Genomic DNA, 24,208 nt, shown 5'->3' on the forward strand with positions numbered 1-24,208 from the left:
CGGCGTAGATGTCCCTAGGAGCCGGACTTTGCGGAGGTTCGACGGCGCGTTGCCGTCTTCTTCTTACCGCCGCCCGCGGCCACCTTCTCACGGCGCTCCGCGAGCAGCTCCGCGGCGCGCTGGATGGTGATCGACTCGACCTCGTCGCCCTTGCGCAGGCTCGCGTTCGTCTCGCCGTCGGTGACGTACGGGCCGAAACGCCCCTCCTTCACCACGACCGGCTTCTCGCTGGACGGGTCCTTGCCCAGCTCACGCAGCGGCGCGGCGGACGCGGACCGGCGTCCGCGCTGCTTCGGCTGCGCGAACAGCTCCTTCGCCTGCTCCAGCGTGACGGTGAACAGGTCGTCCTCCGAGCCGAGCGAACGGCTGTCGGTGCCCCTCTTGATGTACGGGCCGAAACGTCCGTTCTGGGCGGTCACCGGCTCGCCGTCCAGCTCGCCGAGCGTGCGCGGCAGCGACAGCAGCTTCAGCGCGTCGTCGAGCGTGACCGTGTCGAGCGTCATCGACTTGAAGAGGGAACCGGTGCGCGGCTTCGCGACGTCCGCCTTCTTCGTCCGCTTCTTCTTCTCGCCCTCGGCGGGCGGGGCCTGTTCGGGGAGGATCTCGGTGACGTACGGGCCGAACCGTCCCGACTTGGCGACGATCGTGTGCCCGGTCGCCGGGTCCGTGCCGAGCTCCCGGTCGCCGGACGGCTGCGCCAGCAGCTCCTCGGCCTTCTCGGCGGTCAGCTCGTCCGGGGCGATGTCGTCCGGGATGTTGGCGCGCTCGCCGTCCCGGTCGAGGTACGAGCCGTACCGGCCGACCCGCACCATGATGTCGGAGTCCTTGATCGGGAACGAGCTGATGCCCTTGGCGTCGATGTCGCCGATGTCGCCAACCAGCTCCTTCAGCCCTTCCTCGCCGTCATCGCCGAAGTAGAACCGGGTCAGCCAGCGGACGCGCTCCGCCTCGCCGCGGGCGATCTCGTCGAGACCGTCCTCCATGTGCGCGGTGAAGTCGTAGTCGACCAGGTTGCCGAAGTGCTGCTCCAGCAGGTTCACCACGGCGAACGCCAGGAACGACGGGACCAGCGCCGTGCCCTTCTTGAACACGTACTCGCGGGCCAGGATCGTCCCGATGATCGAGGCGTACGTGGACGGGCGCCCGATCTCCCGCTCCTCCAGCTCCTTCACCAGGCTCGCCTCGGTGTAGCGGGCCGGCGGACGGGTCGAGTGTCCCTCCGCGTCCACGGCCGTGGCGGTCAGCGGGTCGTGCTCGGCCAGGTTCGGCAGGCGCCGCTCCTGGTCGTCCCGGTCGGTGGACGGGTCGTCCGCGCTCTCCACGTACGCCTTCAGGAACCCGTAGAACGTGATCGTCTTACCGGTCGCGCCGAACTCCGCCCGCTCGTTCTGCGTCGACAGCCCGGTCACGCGGATCGACACCGACTGGCCGGTCGCGTCCTTCATCTGGGACGCGATCGTCCGCTTCCAGATCAGCTCGTACAGCCGGAACTGGTCGCCCGACAGGCCCGTCTCCGCCGGCGTCCGGAACGTGTCGCCCGCCGGTCGGATCGCCTCGTGCGCCTCCTGCGCGTTCTTCACCTTGGACGCGTAGACGCGCGGCTTGTCCGGCACGTACTCGCCGCCGAACAGCGACGCCGCCTGCCGCCGCGCCGCCGTGATCGCCGTCTCCGACAGCGTGATCGAGTCGGTTCGCATGTACGTGATGAAGCCGTTCTCGTACAGCTTCTGCGCGACCGACATCGTGTACTTGGCGGAGTAGTTCAGCTTCCGGCTCGCCTCCTGCTGGAGGGTCGTCGTCCGGAACGGGGGATACGGGCGGCGGGTGTACGGCTTGCGCTCGACGGACTTGACCTCGTACGGCCTGTCCCGGAGCCGCTCGGCCAGAGCGCGCGCGGCGGGCTCGTCGAGGTGCAGCGCGTCCCTCGTCTTCAGGGTGCCGTCGGACGCGAAGTCCCGGCCCTGCGCGACGCGCTTGCCGTCCACAGACACGAGCCCGGCCTTGAACACCTTCGGCTCGTCGTCCTTGCCGGTGTCGAACTGGGCCGCGATGTCCCAGTAGTGGGCCGGGACGAACGCGATCCGCTCCCGCTCCCGCTCCACCACCAGCCGCGTCGCCACGGACTGCACGCGGCCCGCCGACAGCTTCGGCATGACCTTCTTCCACAGGACGGGGCTGACCTCGTACCCGTAGAGGCGGTCCAGGACGCGGCGCGTCTCCTGCGCGTTCACCAGCGGCATGTTCAGCTCGCGCGGATTCGCGGCGGCGCGCTGGATCGCGTCCTTGGTGATCTCGTTGAAGACCATCCGGTGCACCGGCACCTTCGGCTGGAGGACCTCCTGGAGGTGCCAGGCGATCGCCTCGCCCTCCCGGTCCTCGTCCGTCGCGAGGTAGAGCTCGTCGGCCTCGGCCAGCAGCTTCTTCAGCTTCTGGACCTGCTGCCGCTTGTCGGAGTTGACGACGTACAGCGGCTCGAACTCGCGCTCGACGTTCACGCCGAGCTTGGCCCACGGCTCGCCCTTGTACTTGGCCGGCACCTCCGAGGCGCTGCCCGGGAGGTCCCGGATATGGCCGATACTGGACTCCACGATGTAGCCGCGCCCCAGGTACCCCGCGATCGTCTTCGCCTTCGCGGGCGACTCGACGATCACCAGACGGGTACCGGCGCCGTTGCCCCGGCCACTGTTCGCGGTGCCGTTCTTGGCTGGCACAGTCGCTCCAACCTCGCTGTCTTGTCTTCTTTGAACAGGCTGCTCTCTTACAGACTTCGTACAACGTCGCCGGACGGCGCGTTCATGCCCGCCGGTCGCTCCGGCCGCCCCACCATCGTCGCTCCGACCCGTGGACGAACGGGATTCTCACCGCCGCACGCCCCAGACAGGATGACATGCCGCCGGAGACCGTGCGGACCGGGTCGCCACGGTACGGTGCCGCGCCGCCGGTAGACCAAGTAATAATGGTCGCAATGGTGGAGTACACCTACCTCGTCCTGTCGCTGCCGCGCGGCACCACGCGTGATACGGCCCGGCAGATCCTGACCGAGCACGCAGAGCGCGGCGGCTGGGAAATCGATCGGTTGCGCCTCTACCCGGACGGCCGCCGCCGTATTCAGCTCCGCCGCAAGGTCATCCGCGTCGTCCGGACGTTCTGACCGTCCTCCAGCCCCACCCACCACCGATCAGGCGTCGAGTTTGACTCGGCCGATACTGGCGGTCCGTCCGGGAGTGTAGCACTACGTACGTCCCAATTGACGCATGGTGAAGGCGAGCGCTCGCTTGACAAGGCTTCGCCCGCCCCGGACCGCGCCTCCCGGGACGGGCAAAGCGTCCTCACGACCACACCCGGCCGCACACCCAACTCACCGACCGACCAACAACAAGCCCACCGGCTGCACCAGAATCCAAGAACCACCGACCAACCACATCACCCACGACCCCACCGGCCCACGGGGCCACGGGGCCACCGGGCCACGGGCTCACGGGCCCAAAGACCCACCGGCTCGCGGACCCACCGCCTCGCGGGCTCACAGGCCCAAACGGCTCAAACGGCTCACTGGGCTCACGCGCTCACGGGCCCACAGGGCCACCGGCTCACGGATCCACGGAGCCACGTGCCCGCAGGGCCCGAACGATCCACCGGACTCACGCGCTCATGGGGTCATGGGCTCACGGGTCATGGGCTCAGTGGCGGGCTAGGCGGATCCGGCGGGCCAGCGCCAGCGCCCCGGACACGGCGGCCAGCATCCCGGACACGACGAGCGTCCACATCGCCCCGGCCTCGGCGCTGTCCGTGATCGTCCCGTCCGCCGCGACCTGCTGGACAGGCCCGAGCTCCCCCGCCCCCGGGACGACCTCGGACACCGGCCCTTCGGAGCCGACACCGGTCGCGTCCGGCAGCCCAGCGGTCACCGTCTTGAGCGTCGGGACGACCGGCTTCGCCGGCAGGACGTCCCCACCCGGCACACCGGGAATCTTCTTCGCCACCGGCAGCGACGCCCTCGGCACCACGTCGACTGGCCGGGACCCGCCGCCCGCAATGCCGGACGTGTCCGCGATGCCTCCAGCACCCGGCAGCCCCTTGGTGTTCAGGGGCGACCCAGCGCCAAGCGGCGCCATGCTCCCGCCCCGCTGAGAGCCCCCCTTGACCGGCGGCAGCCCGCCGATCCCGGCCAGCGAGGGCACCCCATCGACCGCGGGCACCCCCTTCACCTCGGGGACCTTGGGGAGCCCACCCTTCGCGAGCAGTCCCTCCGTCGTCGCGGGCAGCCCACCCTTGCCCGGTCCGTCCACACCGCGCGGGCCGTCCACCTGGGGCAGGGAGGCGTCCTGCACAGGCAGCACGGTCGCCGGAGCCTGACGGCCCGTCCCAGGCACGCCGCCCGCCATCGGCAGACCGCACTCCTTGAGCAGCCCGTCCACCTTGGGCAACCCGTCCGTCTTGAGCAGCTTGGGCAACCCATCCACGTTGGACAGCTCATCCGCCTTGGGCAACACGTCCGCCTTGGGCAGCTCAACCGGCTTGGGGAGGCCTTCCGGGTTGGGGAGGACGGTCGTCGTCGGCAGGCCGTGGTCCTTGAGTAGGGCGTCCGTGTTGGGCAGGCCCTCCAGTTCGGACGGTCCGCTCACCTTGGGGAGGCCGTCCGGCTTGGGTAGGTCATTGGTTTTGAGTAGGCCGTCCGCGGTGGGGACACCGTTCGGAGAGTGACGGTCGTTCGTGCCGGGCAGGACGGTGTCGCCCGGGAGGTTTCGCGCGCCGAGCAGCGAGACCGCCACCGGCGTCCCTTCACCACTGGGCATCGTGCTCGTGCCGGGGACGACCTTGACCAGGTCGGCGCCCTTGAGGGACTTGGTGTCCGGGACGGTCACGGCACCGGGAAGTTCGCCCGTACGGTGCTGCGCCTTCGAGGAAGCGACGCTGTTCAGGCCGTCCACCTTGGGCAGTCCGGTGGTCGCGGGCAGGTCGTCGGTCTGCGGAAGGGTCACGGGGCCGGACGGCGGGACCTTGGGCAGGATGGGCAGGACGGCAGCGCCCTTGCTCAGCGGGGCCGGGTTCAGCGGGAGTGGCTCACCGGCGCCGGCCGTCCGATGGTGAGGGTAGGGGTCGTCATGGCCCGGGCCGCCTTCGCACAGGGCGGCGGCGAGGCCGATGACGGCGGCGGCGTTGCCGCACGCGGCCGCAGGGGCCGTGACCGGTGCGTTTCCCTGGTTGCCTGCGAGGACGCCGCCGATCCCGGACGTGTACTGATCGCCGCCGGAGCTGCTGCGCACGTGGACGCCGCCCTCGCAGAACGCGGCGGCCTCCCCGGCCAGAGCGGCCGCGTTGCCGCAGACGGTCAGCGGGATGCTGATCGGGGCGTTGCCCTGGTTGCCCGCGATCACACCGAATGCGCCGTCGCTGATCTGCCTGCCCGTCCGGTGGCCGCCGTCGCGGACGGACGCGCCGCCCGCGCAGGACGCCGCCGCGTTGCCGACCGCGTTCCCGCACACGTCGACGGGCGCGCTGATCGGCAGGGCGGCCTGATTCCCGCTGCCGACACCGAAGAGGCCGGACGTCTCCTGTCCGGACCCGGTCTGTCCGCCGTTCTTGACGAGGGAGCCGCCGTCGCAGCCGGCCACCGTGTCGCCGACGACCGCCACCGCGTTGCCGCACACGTTGACGGGAATGGAGATCGGCGCGTTCAGCTGGTTGCCGGCGATGACGCCGCCCGTCCCGTCGGTGATCTGGCCGCTCGTGCCGCCGTCCTCGACCTTGGCGCCGCCGTCGCAACCCGCGTCCGCGCGTCCGAGCACGGCGGCGCCGTTGCCGCAGACGTTCACCGGCGCGGCGACGGGCGCGTTGACCTGGTTCCCGGAGGCGGCGCCGCCCGTGCCGGACGTCGTCCGCCCGCCGCCCTCGGCCCGCTTGTGGACCTTGGCGCCGCCCTGGGAGATGCCGTACGAGCTGCCGATCAGGGACGCGCCGTTGCCGCTCGCCTCAACGGGCGCGGAGATCGGCGCGTCGATCTGGTTGCCGCCGAGGACGCTTCCGCCGCCGTCCGTGGTGTCGGCGAAGGCATTGGCCGGGATGGCGCTGACACCGAGGGCGACAAAGCCCGCGGTGAGCACCGCGGCCCGGGATGTTCCCTTTGCCCACGTTCGCATGATGCTCCGTTCAGTGAAGTGGGGGGATCGAGACGCACGATCAAGTGGGTCTCGTCGGGGGACGACCTGCCGCGCGGAGGGCATGGCAGGTCCCGGGCAGGGCCCCAAGGGGGATGGGCGCTGCCCGGAGTCAGTGATCAGTGATCAGTCGGGCGCGAAGGACGGCTCGTCCGCGGCGGTGCGGACGGCCGGGGGCGCCGCGCCGAAGGCGCGCGAGAGCGGGGCCCGCGACGGGGCCGGCGCCCATGCAATGACGCTCGGGAAACCCGCGGTCATGCCGGGCATGGCGAGACCGCCGGCCACGGAGTGATCGTTGGGCCGCTCCGGCGCCCGCGTCGGCACCGGATGCCGCCGGACGGTCCGCTGCGTCACCTGATCGCCGGTCGCCAAGGCCGTCTGCGCGGCCTCGACCCCATGCGTTCGCAGATGCGGCCGCGACGCCGGCACGGCATTCGTCCCTGCCGCGTCGCCCGCTTCATGCATGCCCTCGGAAACCTTCGGAAGAGGCGCCGCGTCACGCGTCACCCGTTCCTCCTGCTTCGCCTCTGGCGGCGGTTGCTCCACCACGGCCCGCACAACAGAAGGCATGGGCCGAGGGTCGGTCGCGGCGTGGACCGCGTGTCCGAGCACGGACGCCTCCGCGACCACGCGCGGCGGCGTCGCGGGCATCTCGTCGGCGTGCGCCGACTGCGCGGCGCAACCGAGGAGCCAGCCTGCGATCAGCAGTCCGCCGAGGACGAGCAGCTGCCGGACAATCCTGCCGGCGGTCGCGACGCGACGCGGGAGGACGACGATCGCCCCGGCCCGCGCCGCGTCACCTGCCACCGATCAACCTCCGTTGCGACCAGATCGTCCTCAACGAACAGTAATGGTAGCACCACGGAGCGCATTGGTAGCGGCAAATTCAGGACCGGTCGAGAAATGCGTCAAGGACCCGCACACCGAAGCGCAGACCGTCCACCGGAACGCGCTCGTCGACCCCATGGAACATTCCGGAAAAGTCCAACTCTGGGGGCAATTTCAGCGGCGAGAAGCCGAAGCACCGCATTCCCAGCCGCGCGAACGCCTTGGCGTCCGTCCCGCCGCTCAGGCAGTACGGGACCGGCAGCGCACCCGCGTCCTCCGAGGTCAGCGCCGCCTCCATCGCCGCGACGAGCGCGCCCTCATAGTCCGTCTCCAGCGCATGGTCATGATGGACGAAATCGCGCTGGACGTCCGGCCCGAGAAGTTCGTCCACGACCGCGAAGAACTCGTCCTCATGGCCGGGCAAAAACCGTCCGTCGACCTGTGCCGTGGCGCTCTGCGGAATGACATTCGTCTTATATCCGGCGTCCAGCCGCGTCGGGTTGAGCGTATTCTTCAGCGTCGCCCCGATCATCCGCGCCAGCGGCCCGATCTTCTCCAGGCACTCCTCCGGACGCTCCGGATCGAACTCCACCCCGTACGCCATGCACGCCCGCTCCAGGAACGCCCGCACCGACTTCGTCAACCGCACCGGGAACTCATGCGACCCGAGCCTCCCGACCGCCGCCGCCACCGCCGTCACCGCGTTGTCCGGATGGACCATCGACCCGTGCCCCGCCGTCCCCTTGGCGGTCAGGTTCATCCACGCGATGCCCTTCTCCGCCGTCTCGATGAGGTACAACCGCCGGTCTCCCGGCACCGTCAGGCTGAACCCGCCGACCTCCCCCACGGCCTCGGTGCACCCCTCGAACAGCTCCGGATGCTCCCGCACCAGCCACTGCGCCCCCCAGTTGCCCCCGGCCTCCTCATCGGCCAGAAACGCCAGCACCACATCCCGCGGCGGCCGCCGACCTTCCCGCAACCGCTGCCGCACCACCGCGAGGATCATCGCGTCCATGTCCTTCATGTCCACGGCCCCGCGTCCCCAGACGCACCCGTCCGCGATCTCTCCGCCGAACGGATCCCGCGTCCAGTCCTCCTTCCGGGCCGGCACGACGTCCAGATGCCCGTGCAGCAACAACGCGTCCCGCCCCGGGTCCTCCCCCTCGACCCTCGCCACCAGACTCGCCCGCCCCGGGTACGACTCGAAGATCCGCGCCTCCAGCCCGACCTCCTCAAGCCGCTCCGCGACATACTCGGCCGCCGCCCGCTCCCCGGGCCCCGAGTGATCGCCCGGGTTGCTGGTATCGATCCGGATCAACTCCTGGCAGAGCCCTACGACCTCGTCCTCAGCGGTCGGCAACTGGACCACGGCGCTCCCCTCCCGTCCTCGCGTACCGTCCCATGGTGCCCGCCGATCGACTTCGCCGCGACTCGTCACCTTTGGTATGGTGAACCCCGCCGCAGCCGCGCTGCGGCCTGCAACCGGTCCGGGTGGCGGAATAGGCAGACGCGCTAGCTTGAGGTGCTAGTGCCCTTCACGGGGCATGGGGGTTCAAGTCCCCCCTCGGACACAGAATTACCCCATGAGGCTCATCAAGAAGGGCTCAGGGGTACCAGTCCCATTTCTTCGCTGATGGCCCAACGCGAGCGGTCACAAACGACCTTCAGATTGTTGGCGCGCAGGAAGAGCGCGATCTCGCCCGGCCCGGCATCCTGCAGGCTGCGGTCGAAGCTGGCGAGAAGCCCAGGGAGGACGGCGAGCAGCCGGTCCTCACGCACGTAGAGATTCCTCGGCTGATCCGGCTTGCGGAGCTTAGCGCTGGTGTGACCGTGGCGGCACCGATACCCCGCGCGGCCGTTGGCCCAGTGCGAGTCCATCCGCCGCGTACAGATTCCGCACACCACCGACCCCGCCAGCGCATAGACACGGCACTCGCCATCCCTCGTGGGCCTGGCGGCACGGACAGTCTGCGCGGCCAGAAAGTCCTCGTCACTGACCAGTGCAGGGTGGAGGGCCTGCTCGGAGATCACCCACTCCTCCACCGGATTCCAACGCCGCACCGCACCTCCTCGTCCACCGCCAGCCCCGGCCGTGTCGCGATCGGTTCGCTGTCGGTTCCACACCTGGCGCCCGGTGTAGCGCGGGTTCCCCAAGATCGCCGCGACCGTGCCCAGCGTCCACGCCTCGCCGCTGCGATGCCTGTTGCGCTCAGGATCAATATGGGACGGGCACGGCACGCCCCGCTCGTTGAGGGCACGCGCGATCCCGGTCATGCTCCACCCCTCCAACCGGCGCGCGAAGATCCACCGGACGTGCCGCCCGGTGACCGGATCAACGCCGAGGCGGCGCAGCCGCCGCCCCCACTCCGCGTGCACCCGGTTCGGATGCGGACCCGCATCGACCAACCGGTACCCATACGGCGGCCGGCCTCCCATGAACCGGCCTTGCTCACACGCCTGGGCCCGCATGGCCGCCAGCACCCGATGCCGAGACCGCAACACCTCCCGCTGCGATTGCGCGCCCAGCAGTCTCATCAGGACCTGATGTTCCAGACTGCCGGGCTCCACCAGCCCACCGGCCTCAGGAAGCCATACCTGCACGCCAAGCCGCTGCAACAGCGGCGCCATCTCGATGAACTGATCGCCGGAGAACGCCCGCTCGTACTCGCCGACCACCACTGCATCCAACCGGCGCTCTGGATCGGCCAGCGCCGACAGCAACGCGGCAGCCTGCGGGCGCTGCGCCCACGGCAACCTCCGTGAACATCCCGCATCGAAGAACTCGGCCACGATCACACCCCGGCCCGCGACGAGCTGCTCGGCAGCCTCACGCTGCCAGCCGAACGACGACGCCCGATCCTGATACTCCATCGTCGACATCCGCCCATAGAACGCAAACCGCAACCCCGGCGAGGCCGCCGGATCCTTCGCAGGGCGCGGCGTCTTCCACCTTGCCCGACCGATCCGATCCCCGAACGCCGCAACATCCCGCCGCCGCACCGCACCTGCTGCACCCGTCACTGGCACTCCCTTACTCGCCGCCTCGGCCACCTCCTCCGACGAGCCGGGCCAGCCGCCATGACGCCAAACCGGGAAAGATCTCTCCATGGCCAGCGATAAGACGATCAAGGTTCGGACCCACGCGGACGTGCCGGTGACCATCGGCGACATGGTCGCGCTGATGGCCGCGCCGACCGTAATGCGGAAGGTCGCCGCCGCCGAGGGTCTTCTCTATCGAGGAGTTCGGCACCCAGATCGCCGGTAGTGGCTGGGTGGACGAAGGCCGGGAGGTATTCGGTCAGAAGAACCAGGACTGGGCCTGGTGGCCTCTGCCGGTGAAGTCGCCGAAGCGGCCGCCGAGGAAGGCTAGCGGTGGACCGTCCCGGTCGCAGGTTCGTTCCACGGCGCCGAACACCACGACGTGGTCGCCGGCCGTGACACTGCGGTCGACGGTGCATTCGAGGTGCGCGAGCGCGTCCGGGACGACCGGGACGTCGTGCTCGCCGTAGGCCAGCGGCAGGCCGGCGAAGTGATCCTCGCCGCGTCCGGCGAACCGCAGCGCGATGGGCTCCTGGCGGGCGGCGAGGATCGACACGGCGAACCGTCCGGACTCGGCGACCGCGACGGCGGTGCGGGCGCGGGCGCTGAAGCAGACCAGCAGGATCGGCGGCTCCAGAGAGACCGAGGTCAGTGAGTTGAGGGTCATCCCGTGCGGGTCGCCGCGCCCGTCCAGCGCGGTGATGACGGCCGCCCCGGTGGCGAAGCGGCCCATCACGCGGCGCATCGTCGCCGGATCTACGACACGGCCCATGGGGCCTGCGATTGCGGACATGGCGGTGCCTTTCGATAGGCGCTCATTGGACGCGGTAGCGGACCTCGAAGGTGAGGCATCCGTCGTCGCTGCGCCACGGCCCGTGTTCCATGCCGGGCGGGCGGCAGGCGTACATCCCGGCGGTGAACGTCTCCCCGAGCCGCAGGTCGGTGATCGATCCTTCGAGGATGTAGACCTCCTCCCAGAAGTCGTGCGCCTGGACGCCGTTGGGGGTGGTGTCGGTGCCGGGTTCGAAGCGCAGCATCCGGGTCGCCACGCCGGACACGGCGTCCGCGGCGAGGATGCGCTCGGTGAGCTGTGGAACGTGCCCCTCGCACGGGGTGAAGCCGATCTTGTCGGCGGGGAAGAACTCGTGTTCGGGCTTGGCCATGGTGGTCTCCAGGCGGGTCAGGCGGCGGAGGTGTCGGTTCCGGTCTTGGCGGTGTCGGTGTAGCCGGCCAGGAAGGCGTCGACGTCCGCGATGGCCTGGTCGTAGCCGAAGTTGCGGTAGGCGTAGCCTTCGCGACGAACGGGGCGCCGGCGTAGAACATCTCGTATTGGTGGTGGCGGCCCGCGAACTCCGATCCGATCGCGTCCCAGACGAGCTTGAACAGCTTCACCCGTTCGACGGCCTCGACCCCGGGCGACTGGACGTACCGGTCGATGTCGGCGCGCGTCGCGGGATTGTGCAGGTCGGCGACGCTGGACGGCAGTTGCAGTATTCCCCCGCCCGCGAGGTCGCGCAGGATCGCCAGGACGCGCGGGTACAGCTCGGCTTGCAGGCCCATCGCGCCGTAGACGGCGCGGGCGTCCGGCCGCCACATGCCGTTCGCGTCGGGTGCGGCGCGGTACTCGGCGGCGAGGACGGCGGACTCGACCAGCGACGCCAGCCCGGCCAGTTCGCCGAGTTTCTCCTGGACGCCCGGGATCCGGCCGACGCCGTTGACGTCGGCGATCTTTCCGGCGAGCCCGGCGATGAAGCGCAGCTTCACCGTGAACCGGATCTGGGCCTGCCAGTTGCCGAGGACGTGCGCGCCTGTGTGAAGAACTGGCGGCGCAGGCCGTCCACGTCCCGGTCGACGAACACCCGCTCCCAGGGCACGAACACGTCGTCCAGGACGACGAGCGCGTCGGTCTCGTCGTAGCGCGTGGACAGCGGGTAGTCGTAGGGGCTGCCGGTGGTCGCGTACGGGCGGCGGCAGTACAGCTTCAGCCCGTCCGCCGAGACCGGGACGGTGAACCCGACGGCGAAGTCGCGGTCGTCCGGCGTCAGCGGCTTGATGCACGAGATGAAGATCTCGTCGGCGACGGCCGCGCCGGTGGCGAGCATCTGCGCGCCGCGCACCACGATCCCGTCCGGACGCTCCTCGACGACGCCGGCCTGGGCGTCCTCGCCGCTTACGCCACCGCCGCGATGGCCGCCGGCGCCGTTCTGTTCCATCGCCGCAACGCGCGTACATGACCGCGCCGCCGGCGAGGTGCCTACGCGCGGTGGCGGGAGGGCGTTAGCCGTCGAGGCCGCCGGTGATCATGAGGCGGGGGGCTGCCGAACGGTTGGCGGCCGGGGCGTGGAACAGGTGCGGATGCAAGAAGACCACGTCGCCGGGCCGCCCGGTCAGCTCCACCACGCGGACCGGGACGCCTGCGATCGTCGTCCCCCGCATCAACCGTTCAAAGCGCCCGCCAGCCTCTTCCGGGCGCAGGACGTCTCGCAGCCAGGGATCGGATCCGAAGACCGCGTCGCGCACCGCCGGCGAGCGGCCTGGATCAGCCGGATCGGCCTCGTTCAGGAACCGCTCGACCAGCCGGTGCGAACCGGCCAGCACGACCGTGCCGCCGCCGTGCTCGCCGACGGGCGCGAGGTAGCCCAGCCACTTCAGCGTCAACGCCGCCCGCGCCGGGTAGTCAATGTGCCAGCCGCTGGACGGCACGTCCCACGTGCCCGGTGTCGGGAAGGTCACCAGCGGCACGCCCCAAGCGCCCGGCCGGGGCCACGACCCATGACCCAGCAACTGCCCGATCGCGGTCGTCACCTCGCCAGTGGCCATGGCGTCGAAGACGCCCCGCCTGCGTAGCGCGCCCAGGCCGCGGGGATCGGCCACGGTCCATGTGGACCGCCGCTCCCGCACAATGCCGTGCCGGCGCTCCAACTCGGCCCAGACCGCCCCGGCCATCGCCTCCGCCGCCCCGGCCGGAAAGCCGGCCGCAAGCCGTACGAACCCGTCCTGGGCGAAGCGCTCCCGCAGATCCGTGCCATCCATGCCCGCCTCCCAGGATCAAACCAGCGGAATCAGCCGACCCGCAGCATTATGGGCCCAGGCCCGCCCCGCACGGCGATCAGATTTTCCGCGGCGCCGGCTCGGTCATCGACACACCAGCGCTCAGGACTCCTTGAAGGCCGCAGGGCGACATCGCCAGCATCCCTCCGATTGGCTCCCGCGACAGCCGGTGAACTCCTGCCCCGGCTACCGTTCTGCCGGTTCCGGTGCCCGCGCAGGTGCACGCTGCGCGCGCTCACCTGACGTCTCTTCACGCTGCCGGCGTGGATGCGGTGATGTGGGAGGCCAGGCGGCATCCGATGCCCGACGATGCCGCCATCGGCGCGGTCATCGCCGCCTCTCAGGCGGCCCAGGTCGGCACCGGCGTGCAACCCGAGCTCTTGGAGGTGGCCGCGGCGCTGGTGCTGCTGGAAGCGGTCAGCCTTGAAACCGACCAGGCCGAAGCACGGCTGCTGGACACTGCGCAGGCGGCGGCCATGGGTTGGGAGCAAATCGCCGCGATCCTGGGAGTGGACGTCCCGGAGGCGGAGGAACGGCACAGGCAACTCAAGCCGCGGCTGGATGAGCCGGTCGCCCACGTCGCTGCGTCGTTGCCGCCCCGCGCCACCGCACGCAGTGGTTCCCCGTCCAGCGGCGTGCGCTGAACTGGATCTCCACGGCGTCCTCGGCGAGCTTGTCAGCGTGGTCCCGGTCGTACCGGCCCAGGAAACCCTGGACTGGCTGAAGACCAACTTTCTTCAAGACCGAACTCGGCCACTGCCTGCGCACCCCGACTGAAGGCACCTGCGAGGGCGACCTACCTGCGGCGCCCAAAGTTCTTCACCGCCAGCGAGTACGCACTACGGCTGCGGGCACGCCTTGTGGTCGAGCAGCAGCTGATCAAGGACGCGGTCGAGCGCGGCCGGCCTGGCAAGGTTGAATGGCACTCCGCCGGCTCCAGTCAGATCTGCGACCTATTCGCCGAGCCCAGCGAGCCTGTCCGACCGGACCATCCGGAGAGCTGACCCCGCCGTCCGCCATCCGCAGGGCAGAAGGAACCGCTCGCTCAGCCGCATGAACGCTTCGGCATTGTGTCCAGATCAGTGGTTGATGTGCTCGCAGATCAGCGGTGAGAGCCGCGCCTTGGCGCTCCGGCCTGGCGGTGCTGGCGGGCACCGCGAGGTGCGGCGGGGCCTGTGCGTGCGCGTCTGCTGAGTCCTGGCTCGCCCGTGAGGAGTCGGTCATCAGTTCGCGGAGTCGGCGGCGTGATGGATGGGGCCGGGCGCGATTGGTTGTGGTGTGCGGCGCTGTCGTGGTCGAGGTGGAGGTTCGTGCGGGGGTGCTGGGTTCGGCGTCCGGTGTCGGGCCAGTGCACGTTGGTGGCCCAGCCGAGGTGTTCGAACAGCCGGATGAGTTCGGCCGACAGGTCGATCTGCCCCCGCTCTCGGCCGTGCCGGGCGCAGGAGGGGTCGGAGTGGTGGCCGTTGTGCCAGCTCTCCCCGAACGAGGGCAGGGCCAGCGGCCAAAGATCGGTTGAGCGGTCGTGCCGTCGCGTCGGATGCGGGTGCGCGCCGATCAGGTGGCACAACGAGTTGATGCTCCAGGTGACGTGCTGGAGTAGCGCGACGCGGATCAGTCCGGCCCACACGAACGCGGTGACGCCGCCGTACCAGGTGCCGGTGACCGCCCACCCGACCGCGAACGGCAGCGTCAGCGACACCGCGCACAGCGCCGGAAAGGCCCGCCCGACCCGCACCATCGCCGGGTCGGCGCGCAGGTCGGGGGCATAGTGTCCGACCGCCGTGGGGTCGTTGCGGAACATCCACCCCACATGCGCGTGCGCCACACCGCGCAATTGCCCGACGGCCCCGGCCCCGTACCGGTACGGGGAGTGCGGATCGCCCGGGCGGTCGGTGAACGCGTGATGGCGGCGATGGGTCGCGACCCAGTCCAGCACGCTGCCCTGGAAGCTCATCGACCCCGCGACGGCCAGCCCCACCTTCAGCCACCGGCGCGCGGTGAAACTCCGATGGGTGATCAGCCGATGGAACCCCACGGTCACGCCCAGACCCGTCACCACGTACAACGCGAGAGCCAGCGCGACATCGGTGAGGGTGACGGCGTACCCCCAGGCCAGCCACGCCCCCGCCACCAGCGCGGCCACCGGCGCCACCGCGATCGCCCCGGTCAGGACTGCCTGGACACTCTGGGCCCCGCTTCGGGGCGGTATGGGGGTGTCGGATGTGGGAAAGGGGGAGAGGCCGTCGTAGTGGTCGCGGCGTTGGTGTTGTGCTGGCCGGGTGGTGGTGGCCTGGACGCTGGTCATGATGCCTTCATCTGGGACGGGTCGGCCTGGTGGTCCAGGACCGTCCGGCTCGGTGAGTTGCGGCTCGATGAGCGGCGGACGGCCCTGGGATATCGGCGCGGTCACCAAAGTGGCCCGCCACCTTCTAGGCAAGACCGGCGGTTCGGCAGGGGACACAGGCAATCCGCGCACAGGTCATCACCGGGGCTGATCGCCTCACTGGGACGGGCACGCCGCGGCCCGGGGCGGTCAGCGCCCGTGGCGGTCATCGCTTGCGGCGAAATGCCGTTCGAGGATCGGCTGTTGCCCTCGCGGCGCGGTCGGGCTTGGCTGAGGGCTGAACGAACACGAGAGCCCGGTGGCCGCAATTTCTGCGTTCATGCGGGCCGCTGCTTGGACCGGTTCGGAAGACCGATCCCGGCAGTCAGCGATTTATGCCCGTCTAGGAGTTCGGTCATGGGCATCATCGCCTGGGTCAGCCTCGGCCTGGTGGCCGGGTTCATCGCCAAAGCACTGGTGCCGGGCAGGGATCCACAAGGATTGATCGTCACTACGCTGATCGGCGTTGCCGGAGCGCTGCCGGGTGGCTTCCTGGCCACCCGGTTGTTCGACGTCGACGGCGTCCAGGGGTTCTTCGACATCTCCACCTGGATCACCGCCATCGCAGGCTCGGCGGTCCTCCTGCTCGCCTACCACCTCGTCACCTCACGCAGCGGCGGCGGGGGCGAGAACGGCTGGCGCTCTGGCGGACGCTCCGGACGTTGGGCCGGCCACGGATGACTCGCTTCGCCCTGCAGCCGGCCGCGGTGGCCGCGCCATCAGCGGTCCGGCGCCCCGGCCCCCTGAAGTGCGGTGCGTGATGCCCGTCGCCATCGGAATCGCGGTCCTCCAAGGTGCATCCATGAACGCCACCCGCCCACCAAGCTCGCCGCGGCCACCCGGACCGCCGGCTGAGGGGTTCGATGATGAACGCTGATCAGACGCCCGTCCCGGCGGGCTCGCCGCGGGAGAACACCGGTGAACGTGCGGACCGCAATTTCGTCGAGCTCCTGCACGGGGTCCGCGTCGCGGTCACCGGGGTACAGGTGCTGTTCGCCTTTCTGCTCACCGTCCCGTTCTCGCCCGGCTTCGCCGAGGTCGCCGACTCCGACCGCGGCCTGTACTACCTCGCGCTGACCTCCGCCGCGGTCGCGTCGGTGTTCTTCATCGCGCCCGTCGCCCAGCACCGCATCCTGTTCCGTCAGGGCCTCAAGGAGCCGCTGGTGCACCGCGCGAGCCTCTACAGCCTGATCGGCACCCTCGCCCTGGCCGTTTCCATGACCTCGGCGACCCTCATGGTCGTCGGCTACCTGTTCGACGGGCCGCTGCCCCTCCTCACCGCCGCGGCCACCGCCGCGCTGGCCGCCTGGCTGTGGTTCATCCAGCCCGTCCTGCAACGCTCGAAGGACTCCTGACATCGGGCACCTTCATCACCCGGACGCACGACCGGCCCTGGGGGAGGATCGTTCGCGATCGCTCAGCGCCTCGATCGCCTCGAAAGGGGGCGCGGGCGGCCCGGGTCGTGCTCGTCCGTCCGGCTCTTGGGAGGCCGGGGTGGTGACATCGGTCAGCGTTTCCCGAGCGGCCGACGCCGTCCGGCGCGGCCTGGACCCGGTGCCCATGCCCGCGACCGCGTCCGCGCCGAAACGGCGGGCCGTGAGGTATCTGCGGCCGGTGCTGCCGGTGGTGATCGTCGCGGCCGTGTTCGGGTTCCTGTTGCCGCGGCTCGGCTCCTACGACAGCGCGTGGGTCGGCCTGACGTCGATGTCGTGGCGGCAGACGGCGCTCGTCGCGGCCGTCGCCGCGCTGAACCTGACGGTGTCCTGGGGCATGATCGTGTCGCTCCTCCCGTCGCTGCGGCTGCGCGAGGCCGCGGTGCTCAACCTCGGGCCGACCGCGGTGGCCAACACCGTCCCGGCGGGCGAGGCCGCGGCGCTGGGCATGAGTTGGACGATGCTGTCGAGCTGGGGCATCGGCACCGCAGAGTACGTGCGTTACACACTGGTTTCGGGGATCTTCAACGTCCTGGCCAAGCTCGCTCTCCCCGTCGTGGCGCTGGCGATCCTCGCGCTGACCGGTGAGCCCACGGCGGGCCTGGCGGCCGGCGCCGTCGCGGGGCTGATCCTGCTGCTGTGCGGCGGGGCCGGGCTGTTCGTGGTCCTGCGCGGCGATCCCCGGCACGCGCGGCATATGGTGCGCGCCCTCGAAGGCCTGGTCGGCGTCGCGTGCCGGCTGGCCCGCCGTCCGCGACCCGGCCCCCTGGGCCCCGCGCTCACCGATTTCCGCCGCGACACCCGCGCCCTGCTCGCCGCGCGCGGCAAACGGATCGCCCTGGCCACGGCCGCGACGCACCTGTCACTGGCACTGGTCCTGATCACCTGCCTGTACGCCGGCGGCGTCACGCAAGCGCAGGTCTCCTGGCAGACGGCCCTGGCCGCCTTCGCATTCGTACGGCTGCTGTCGGCCCTGCCCGTCACCCCCGGTGGCGTCGGCGTCGTCGAACTCGCCCTGACCAGCATGTTGTGCGCCGGGCTTGACGGCCCCACGGCCGCCAAGGCCACGGCCGCCGTCCTCCTCTTCAGAACGATCACATACCTGCTGCCGATCCCGCTCGGCGCCGCCGCCTACCTCACCTGGCAGAACAACTCCAGCTGGCGCATGACGCCCCCGCTCCGAACGGCCCTCGGCCATCGGCACTGAGCCATCCGGCGACAGCTCGAAGACCGAACAGGCACAATGAGCTCCCCCGCTTGGACGACGACCGCGATGTCACCCGCGGCGCGGACGGGCCACATGGTGGCCGGTGTCAGTTGAGCCTCCGGTCACCGGCGGAAAGCCTTCCTCCGCCGTCATGACGGCCTGCGATGGACCAGGGGTCATCGACGGCGTCTGCGGTAGGAGCCGCGGTTTCGCCAGTCGAAGGACGTGCCCACTCCGGCCAGGTGCAGCGACAAAAGGAGCAGTCCGAGCACGCTCAGCCATTGCAGGGTGAAGACGTCCGAATCGACGTCGGCGAGATCGACGAGCAGCGCCAGCCCGAACACGACGGCGGCGACGATGGCGAGCATCAGTACCTCCCGTGCGACGGCCGGTGCGCGAGAACTCGCGCGTGACCGTAGAGCCGATCCCTGTTCAGTTGAGCCCAGAAAGGCGACGGCGGGAAACCGCTGATCGAAGAACGGTTCATCTCGTTCCCCGAACAGCGGTCGCGCCGCCGCGCGGTCACCTCGCCGTGTTTCCCGCTGAGGTGATCGCCCGGACCGGGTGGCGCCTCAGAAAGTGAGGATCTGGTCCAGCATCCGGTACTGCCGCATGGCGATCCGGAGCCGCTCGGTGCCGCCCTTCTCGAAGCCGCTTTCGAGACTGCGCTCGCGGTCATCGAGCGCCGTGGTGAGCGAGTTCACGATCTCGTCGTTGAGCGCGCCGATCGGCCATCTATCGGCCATAGCCGGCACTCCTCCTGGGTGTGTCGAGTGATCGGAGCGACTCGCGTTTCGCGGGCCAACGCCAGCCTCGGTGGCGTTCTGGGCGCTCTCATCGGTGTCGGCGAGCAGCGCGTCGACAGCGCCGGGCAGTGGATCATGGCCGGCGACACGCTGCTGGCAGGCTCGCGTCTCGTACCCGCGATCGGTCATCACGCGCCTGGCCCACTGGTCGGCGTCGGACGGGCGTCCTCGGGGACGGCCACGAACCGTTCCCCCGCGCTCCGGTCCACTCGGCCCGGTAGGCGTCGTGGGCCGCAGGGCCAGGGGACGGATGCCTCCGCGCGCTCAGCGCGGCGACCGCGCCGACCACGACGATGGCGGCGGCGACTATCAAAAGCACCCACTCGGGTTATGGGTGTCCGGTAGGCGGCGGGCCGGAGGTGGATGGGTTGTGTGGGCGTGATGTGCACGGCCGTTGAGCCGGGCATCGATACGAATGAGAGTCCCCAGGTCCGGCTGCCTGCGGGCGCCGGTAGGAAGCAAGAGGCTCGGTCAAAGCGGCCGGCCCCGTCACGGGCTCGAATCGGTCCGGCGCCGCGCGCGTGCGGCGTATCGCACCCGCCACATCTGGTGATGAGTTGTTCTGAAACCGCCTGTGTCCGGTGCGACGTCGGTGCGGTGTGCTGTGAGAAACAGCTCCGCCGCCCACGTCCCTGCGCCTTGACCGCACCGCGGGCCCGCCCGCGATGCCGGACGGACCGGGCGCGAAACGCCCCGAGGCACAGGGCCGTCCCGATGAAGGGAACGAGACGCTCGTGACCATTGACAAGCAGTCGGCCGCCATCGCCGGACGGCTCAGGCTCGGCACCGGCTTCGCCGATTCCGAACGCGATCAGATCGTCGAGTGCTTCACACCGCTCTGGACCCGGCTTCGGTCGTTCGAGCATGCCGCGATCCAGCTCGAACTCAGCGTCAAAGACCGCGGGGGCGCCGACCCCCTGGTCACCCTCACCTGCGAAATCACCGGCCGGCCCGGCCTGGTGGCGACATCGGCCGAACACGACGTCACCGCCGCGCTGTTCGAGGTGCGGGACGGCCTCATGCACCAGGTCCAGGACGCCAAGACCCGCCGCGAACCCCGGATGAGACCCGGATCCCGCCACCGGCCGGCATGAGCGTGCACGCCCTCGTCCCGCCGTATCCGGACCGACGTACTCTTCGGCAAGCGCAGGACGCCACGGCCGTTCACGGCACCCCATGTAGGTCGAAAGAACCCGGCCGCCGTGGACGCGGTGCCGGCGCCGCACTTCACCTCCTCTCGGAAAGTAACAGTTCTGTCGCTTTCAGTAAACAAAACGCAGACTCCCACATAGATACACAGCGTAATAACTCAGTTACATTTTGGTCAATGAAGGTGTAAGGCGACCGTGATCTCCATGGTCGCGGACCAGCCGGGACCCTGAATCGGAATAGATCAGGCATGGCGGTCCTGCCCAGCGCGATGCATTCGCCCGGCTGCCCAGTCCATCCCCGGCGGATGCGCCGCCGCCCGGTCCTGTCTATCTGTTCAGGAAAGAAGACCTCATGCCACCTGTCCGAACTCTCGTCCAGACGCTCATCGCAGCCACCACGGCGACCGGAACCGCGGTCGCCCTCGCCCCCGCGGCACACGCGAGCAACATCCCCGTCGCGTGCAGTGAGAACGCGCTCGTCACGGCAGTCAATCTGGCCAACTCCACCGCGGCCGCCGACACACTCGTGCTGGCATCAGGCTGTACTTACTCCATCACCTCCCCCCACGGCGGTCTCACCAACGGACTCCCTGTCATCACCACCCCCATCGAAATGCTGGGCCCGGCGACCATCACCCGATCCTCGCTGCAAACGTTCCGTCTCATCGAGGTCAGCGCCACCGGCAGGCTCACCCTCACCACAGGGGTCGCGCTCACCAACGGCAGCGCCGTGGGAGACGGCGGCGCCATCCTCAACCGCGGCGCGGTGACCCTCACCAGGAGCAGCCTCAGCGGCAACTTCGCCACCGGCAACGGCGGTGGCCTGGCCAACGCCGACACCCCCTCCGGCACCGCGCCCGCCGCGACGTTCACCAGAAGCCCGGTGTCCGGCAACACCTCGCTGCTACGCGGCGGCGGCATCTACAACGGCCTCAGGGGAACCCTCACCACCACAGGCGTCTCCGGCAGTCCGATGTTCGTCCAAGGAAACACCGGATCGCAGGGCGGCGGCATCGCGGCGATCAACTCCACCGCCACCACCCTCACCCAGACCGCAGTGACCACCAACCACGCGGTGCTGACCGCCGGCGGTGTCTACCGGGTGGGCGGCACCATGACGACCACCAACTCACCGATCAGCGCCAACACCCCGAACAACTGCGTGGGCAGTGCTCCTGCAGTACCCAACTGCACCGGCTGAGGTCCGCCATCACGGCCTGCCGGGCTGACCGGCAGGCCGTGGCACCAGGGTGATCTTCAGCCGGCGGCGAGCGGTGAAGCCGCGGTGGGTGATCAGCCTGTGGACCCCTTCCGTGACGCCAGGCCCGTCACCGCGTACAGGGCCTGGCCGAGCAGCACGTGGTGACCGTGATCAGCGATCAGTTAGGGCTGGTGGCGAATCCCCGGGGTCATCGGTCGCGGTGATGACCTCTTTGCGGATCGGCTGTTTCTCCCCTGACGCGGGCGGGATTGGCTTAGGACGCACGAGCAACCCCGTTCCCGCGCTCCTGCGGAACATACGGGGCCCCTGCCTCGACCCGGTTCGGAAGACCGTTGCCCGGCAGCCATCGATTCAAGGCTCGTCTAGGAGTTCGGTCATGGGCATCATCGCGTGGATCATCCTCGGCCTGGTGGCCGGTGTGATCGCCAGAGCACTGGTCCCCGGCAAAGACCCCCAAGGGTTGATCGTCACCACGCTGATCGGCGTCGCCGGAGCACTGCTGGGCGGCTTCCTGGCCACCCGGTTGTTCGACGTCGACGGCGTCCAGGGATTCTTCGACCTCTCCACCTGGATCACCGCCATCGCAGGATCGGCGGTCCTCCTGCTCGCCTACCACCTCATCACCTTGCGCGGCGGCGGCGGGCGCGGGAACGGTCGGCGTTCCGGTCGGCGTTCGGGCAATTGGGCAAGCCGTAGATGACATGGCCTAGGTAGCGGGTGGCGGATCTCCATCGGGTCACCCGCGAGCCGGGACCGCGGCTCTGCGAAGTGCGGTTCCTGATGCCGGGCGCCACCAGAATCGCCGTCGGTGGCGCCGGTCCGCGGTGTTCCGCGGCGGTACGGCGACGCGGCGCGGCAGGACTGGGAGTGGGACATCATGGAGCCGTTGCGACCCGGCGACCCGGCATCGCTCGGCGGCTTTCGGATCCTCGGGCGGTTGGGCGAGGGCGGCCAGGGCGTGGTCTATCTCGCCGAGACCGGCGATGGGGAGCCGGTCGCCGTCAAGGTGATGCGCCGCGGCGATGACGAGCGAGCGCGGGCAAGGTTCGTCCACGAGGCGGCCACGGCACGGCGCGTGACGAGCCCTTGCACCGCCGCCGTGCTGGCCGCCGAGGTGGACGGTGAGCGTCCCTTCATCGCGAGCGAGTACATCGCCGGGCCCTCGCTGCGGGACCTGGTCCGAAGTCAGGGTCCGCGCCGCGGTGGTGAGCTGGACCGGCTGGCGCTGGGCGCGGCCACCGCCTTGGCGGCCATCCATCATGCCGGCATCGTGCACCGCGACTTCAAACCGGCCAACGTGCTGATCGGCCCGGACGGGCCCCGGGTGATCGACTTCGGGATCGCGCGGGCGCTGGAGGCGGGCACGAGCGCCACCAGCCAGGTGATCGGCACGCCCTCCTACATGGCCCCTGAGCAGTTCTTCGGCGAACGCGCCGGACCGGCGGCCGACATGTTCGCCTGGGCCACCACGATGGCCTACGCGGCCAACGGATCACCCGCGTTCGGCGATGACACGATCCCGGCCGTGATGCAGCGGATCCTCAACGAGGATCCCGAACTCGGACGGCTGTCGGGACGGCTGCGCACGTTGGCGGCGGCGTGCCTGGCCAAGGATCCGGACCGGCGTCCCAATGCCGGGCAGGTGATGTGCGACCTGCTTCGGCCGATTGCCGGTGCACCGCACGCGTTCACGCCTGGGTGATGGGCCGCTGACGGTCCCTGCCGTCGCAGGTCCCGGTACGCGGCGTCCCTTCTCAGGTCGCGGGGGTGGGCGGGTCCGTGACCGTGGTCGCGGCGGGTTGCGGGGCGCCGTTGGGCGTGGGCGGGGTGACGGCGGGGAGGCTGGCGGCCTTCTCGCGGGCGAGGAAGGCTCCGAGTTCGGCGATGGTGGTCATCAGCGGTGCGGGGAACACCACGGTGCTGTTCTTGTCCACGCCGAGCTCGACCAGGCTCTGCAGGTTCCGCAGTTGCAGCGCCAGGGGGTGGGCCATCATCGTGTCCGAGGCGTCGCCGAGGGCGGCGGCGGCCATCGACTCGCCCTCCGCACTGATGATCTTGGCGCGCTTCTCCCGCTCGGCCTCGGCCTGCTTGGCCATGGCGCGCTTCATGGTCTCGGGGAGCTGGATGTCCTTCAGTTCCACCAGGCTCACCTCCACGCCCCATTCGACGGTGGTGACGTCGAGGATCTCGCGGATGTCGGCGTTGATGCGGTCGGTCTCCGACAGCGTCTGGTCCAGGGTGTGCTGCCCGACCACCTTGCGCAACGTGGTCTGGGCGATCTGGTCGATCGCGGCGCGGACGTTCTCGATCGCCACCACCGACTTCACCGCGTCGGCCACCCGGTAGTAGGCCACCGCCGACACGTCCACGCTGACGTTGTCGCGGCTGATGATGCCCTGCGACTGGATCGGCATCGTGACGATCCGCAGCGTCACCCGCCGCATCACGTCCACCACCGGAATGATCAACCGCAGCCCGGCTCCCGGACGCCCCCGGACCCGCCCGAGCCGGAACAGCACCCCCTTCTCGTACTGCTTGACGATCCGCACCGCCAGCGCGAGCAGCAACAGCGCCACCAACGCCACGACCACGAGCACGACGATCAAGGTTCCCATCGGACGCTCCGTTCTTGTGGAGGCCCGAGCCTGAACAGGCGTGTGGAGGACTCCGGTTTCAGCCAATCCCCTAGGGCCGTCCGGGGATACCGCCGATACCCGTCGAACCGATCACCTCGGCCGATCACCGTGAGCGGGCGGGGGCCGATCGGTGATGTTCAGCTGGTCGTCTGGTCCGCGGCGGCCAACCAGCCGAGCCGTTCGGACATGTTCCGGGCGCAGGTGACGACGGCATGTACGTGATCGGAGTCGTCGGAAGCGCGCCACAGGATCGACCAGGGGTAGAACGAGACCGGGCCGGTGAGCGGGCGCCAG

23 protein-coding genes, 1 tRNA gene and 1 pseudogene are annotated in these 24,208 nt (G+C 70.0%); 11 read left to right on the forward strand and 14 right to left on the reverse strand.

Annotated features, from left to right (window positions below):
• Positions 1-14 precede the first annotated feature (14 nt).
• Complete coding sequence (gene topA, locus ACH34T_RS35930; RefSeq protein ID WP_396025432.1) at positions 15-2,711, reverse strand: type I DNA topoisomerase; 2,697 nt, start codon at positions 2,709-2,711, stop codon at positions 15-17.
• Positions 2,712-2,965: 254 nt separating this feature from the next.
• Between topA and ACH34T_RS35935 the strand changes: the two genes are divergently transcribed.
• Positions 2,966-3,151: a DUF5703 family protein gene (locus tag ACH34T_RS35935; protein ID WP_396025433.1), complete on the forward strand. Its 186-nt coding sequence runs from the start codon at positions 2,966-2,968 to the stop codon at positions 3,149-3,151.
• Between the two features lie 529 nt (positions 3,152-3,680).
• Here ACH34T_RS35935 and ACH34T_RS35940 read toward each other — a convergent pair.
• The 3 genes from ACH34T_RS35940 to ACH34T_RS35950 all read right to left on the reverse strand — a co-directional run bounded on the left by ACH34T_RS35940 (position 3,681) and on the right by ACH34T_RS35950 (position 8,355).
• Positions 3,681-6,140 (reverse strand): chaplin family protein, encoded by a 2,460-nt coding sequence (locus ACH34T_RS35940; protein WP_396025434.1) that lies wholly within the window; start codon positions 6,138-6,140, stop codon positions 3,681-3,683.
• Between the two features lie 144 nt (positions 6,141-6,284).
• Positions 6,285-6,965 (reverse strand): hypothetical protein, encoded by a 681-nt coding sequence (locus ACH34T_RS35945; RefSeq protein ID WP_396025435.1) that lies wholly within the window; start codon positions 6,963-6,965, stop codon positions 6,285-6,287.
• Between the two features lie 79 nt (positions 6,966-7,044).
• On the reverse strand, positions 7,045-8,355 hold the full coding sequence (locus ACH34T_RS35950) for a M20/M25/M40 family metallo-hydrolase (RefSeq protein ID WP_396025436.1): 1,311 nt from the start codon (positions 8,353-8,355) through the stop codon (positions 7,045-7,047).
• A 116-nt stretch (positions 8,356-8,471) separates the two neighbouring features.
• Here ACH34T_RS35950 and ACH34T_RS35955 point away from each other — a divergent pair.
• Positions 8,472-8,557 (forward strand) — tRNA-Leu (locus ACH34T_RS35955).
• Positions 8,558-8,579: 22 nt separating this feature from the next.
• On the opposite strand, the gene ACH34T_RS35960 is transcribed toward ACH34T_RS35955, so the two are convergent.
• A complete protein-coding gene (locus ACH34T_RS35960) occupies positions 8,580-10,157 on the reverse strand; it encodes a recombinase family protein (protein ID WP_396025437.1) in 1,578 nt (525 codons plus the stop codon).
• On the opposite strand from ACH34T_RS35960, the gene ACH34T_RS35965 reads away from it, so the two are divergent.
• Positions 10,093-10,251 (forward strand): hypothetical protein, encoded by a 159-nt coding sequence (locus tag ACH34T_RS35965; protein ID WP_396025460.1) that lies wholly within the window; start codon positions 10,093-10,095, stop codon positions 10,249-10,251. The two genes, ACH34T_RS35960 and ACH34T_RS35965, sit on opposite strands and share 65 nt — an antisense overlap.
• Positions 10,252-10,284: 33 nt before the next feature.
• Here ACH34T_RS35965 and ACH34T_RS35970 read toward each other — a convergent pair whose 3' ends face one another.
• From ACH34T_RS35970 to ACH34T_RS35990, 5 genes and pseudogenes are all read right to left on the reverse strand, one after another.
• On the reverse strand, positions 10,285-10,818 hold the full coding sequence (locus ACH34T_RS35970; protein WP_396025438.1) for a flavin reductase family protein: 534 nt from the start codon (positions 10,816-10,818) through the stop codon (positions 10,285-10,287).
• Positions 10,819-10,840: 22 nt separating this feature from the next.
• The gene (locus ACH34T_RS35975) at positions 10,841-11,188 is read right to left on the reverse strand and encodes a cupin domain-containing protein (protein WP_396025439.1); all 348 of its coding nucleotides are present in this window, start codon (positions 11,186-11,188) and stop codon (positions 10,841-10,843) included.
• Positions 11,189-11,369: 181 nt separating this feature from the next.
• A pseudogene (locus tag ACH34T_RS35980) lies at positions 11,370-11,789 on the reverse strand (4-hydroxyphenylacetate 3-hydroxylase C-terminal domain-containing protein); the annotation flags it as partial.
• Positions 11,786-12,238 (reverse strand): 4-hydroxyphenylacetate 3-hydroxylase N-terminal domain-containing protein, encoded by a 453-nt coding sequence (locus ACH34T_RS35985; RefSeq protein ID WP_396025440.1) that lies wholly within the window; start codon positions 12,236-12,238, stop codon positions 11,786-11,788. The pseudogene ACH34T_RS35980 and the gene ACH34T_RS35985, both read right to left, overlap by 4 nt.
• 64 nt (positions 12,239-12,302) lie before the next feature.
• Entirely contained in the window at positions 12,303-13,058 is a 756-nt protein-coding gene (locus ACH34T_RS35990) for a phytanoyl-CoA dioxygenase family protein (protein ID WP_396025441.1), read from the reverse strand.
• A 281-nt stretch (positions 13,059-13,339) separates the two neighbouring features.
• Here ACH34T_RS35990 and ACH34T_RS35995 point away from each other — a divergent pair, with 281 nt between their 5' ends.
• On the forward strand, positions 13,340-13,720 hold the full coding sequence (locus ACH34T_RS35995) for a hypothetical protein (RefSeq protein WP_396025442.1): 381 nt from the start codon (positions 13,340-13,342) through the stop codon (positions 13,718-13,720).
• 458 nt (positions 13,721-14,178) lie between these two features.
• On the opposite strand, the gene ACH34T_RS36000 is transcribed toward ACH34T_RS35995, so the two are convergent.
• The gene (locus ACH34T_RS36000) at positions 14,179-15,381 is read right to left on the reverse strand and encodes an acyl-CoA desaturase (protein ID WP_396025443.1); all 1,203 of its coding nucleotides are present in this window, start codon (positions 15,379-15,381) and stop codon (positions 14,179-14,181) included.
• A 435-nt stretch (positions 15,382-15,816) separates the two neighbouring features.
• Between ACH34T_RS36000 and ACH34T_RS36005 the strand changes: the two genes are divergently transcribed.
• The 3 genes from ACH34T_RS36005 (at position 15,817) to ACH34T_RS36015 (ending at position 18,099) form a co-directional block, all read left to right on the forward strand.
• Positions 15,817-16,140 (forward strand): GlsB/YeaQ/YmgE family stress response membrane protein, encoded by a 324-nt coding sequence (locus ACH34T_RS36005; RefSeq protein WP_396025444.1) that lies wholly within the window; start codon positions 15,817-15,819, stop codon positions 16,138-16,140.
• 185 nt (positions 16,141-16,325) lie between these two features.
• A complete protein-coding gene (locus tag ACH34T_RS36010) occupies positions 16,326-16,814 on the forward strand; it encodes a DUF6328 family protein (protein WP_396025445.1) in 489 nt (162 codons plus the stop codon).
• A gap of 139 nt (positions 16,815-16,953) precedes the next feature.
• Complete coding sequence (locus ACH34T_RS36015) at positions 16,954-18,099, forward strand: YbhN family protein (RefSeq protein ID WP_396025446.1); 1,146 nt, start codon at positions 16,954-16,956, stop codon at positions 18,097-18,099.
• Between the two features lie 176 nt (positions 18,100-18,275).
• Here ACH34T_RS36015 and ACH34T_RS36020 read toward each other — a convergent pair whose 3' ends face one another.
• Both ACH34T_RS36020 and ACH34T_RS36025 read right to left on the reverse strand, forming a co-directional pair.
• The gene (locus ACH34T_RS36020; protein WP_396025447.1) at positions 18,276-18,467 is read right to left on the reverse strand and encodes a hypothetical protein; all 192 of its coding nucleotides are present in this window, start codon (positions 18,465-18,467) and stop codon (positions 18,276-18,278) included.
• Between the two features lie 204 nt (positions 18,468-18,671).
• Positions 18,672-18,845, reverse strand: coding sequence for a hypothetical protein (locus tag ACH34T_RS36025; RefSeq protein WP_396025448.1), 174 nt, complete (start codon positions 18,843-18,845; stop codon positions 18,672-18,674).
• Positions 18,846-19,639: 794 nt separating this feature from the next.
• Here ACH34T_RS36025 and ACH34T_RS36030 point away from each other — a divergent pair.
• The 4 genes from ACH34T_RS36030 (at position 19,640) to ACH34T_RS36045 (ending at position 22,980) form a co-directional block, all read left to right on the forward strand.
• Positions 19,640-19,999: a hypothetical protein gene (locus ACH34T_RS36030; RefSeq protein ID WP_396025449.1), complete on the forward strand. Its 360-nt coding sequence runs from the start codon at positions 19,640-19,642 to the stop codon at positions 19,997-19,999.
• A 409-nt stretch (positions 20,000-20,408) separates the two neighbouring features.
• On the forward strand, positions 20,409-21,257 hold the full coding sequence (locus ACH34T_RS36035) for a hypothetical protein (RefSeq protein WP_396025450.1): 849 nt from the start codon (positions 20,409-20,411) through the stop codon (positions 21,255-21,257).
• Positions 21,258-21,654: 397 nt separating this feature from the next.
• A complete protein-coding gene (locus tag ACH34T_RS36040) occupies positions 21,655-21,978 on the forward strand; it encodes a GlsB/YeaQ/YmgE family stress response membrane protein (protein ID WP_396025451.1) in 324 nt (107 codons plus the stop codon).
• 108 nt (positions 21,979-22,086) lie between these two features.
• Positions 22,087-22,980 (forward strand): serine/threonine-protein kinase, encoded by an 894-nt coding sequence (locus ACH34T_RS36045; protein ID WP_396025452.1) that lies wholly within the window; start codon positions 22,087-22,089, stop codon positions 22,978-22,980.
• 52 nt (positions 22,981-23,032) lie between these two features.
• Here the strand turns inward: ACH34T_RS36045 and ACH34T_RS36050 are convergent, their stop codons facing one another.
• Complete coding sequence (locus tag ACH34T_RS36050) at positions 23,033-23,893, reverse strand: slipin family protein (RefSeq protein ID WP_396025453.1); 861 nt, start codon at positions 23,891-23,893, stop codon at positions 23,033-23,035.
• Between the last annotated feature and the right edge of the window lie 315 nt (positions 23,894-24,208).

The sequence above is a fragment of the Actinomadura sp. 9N215 genome, assembly GCF_044326345.1.
Lineage (GTDB): Bacteria > Actinomycetota > Actinomycetes > Streptosporangiales > Streptosporangiaceae > Spirillospora.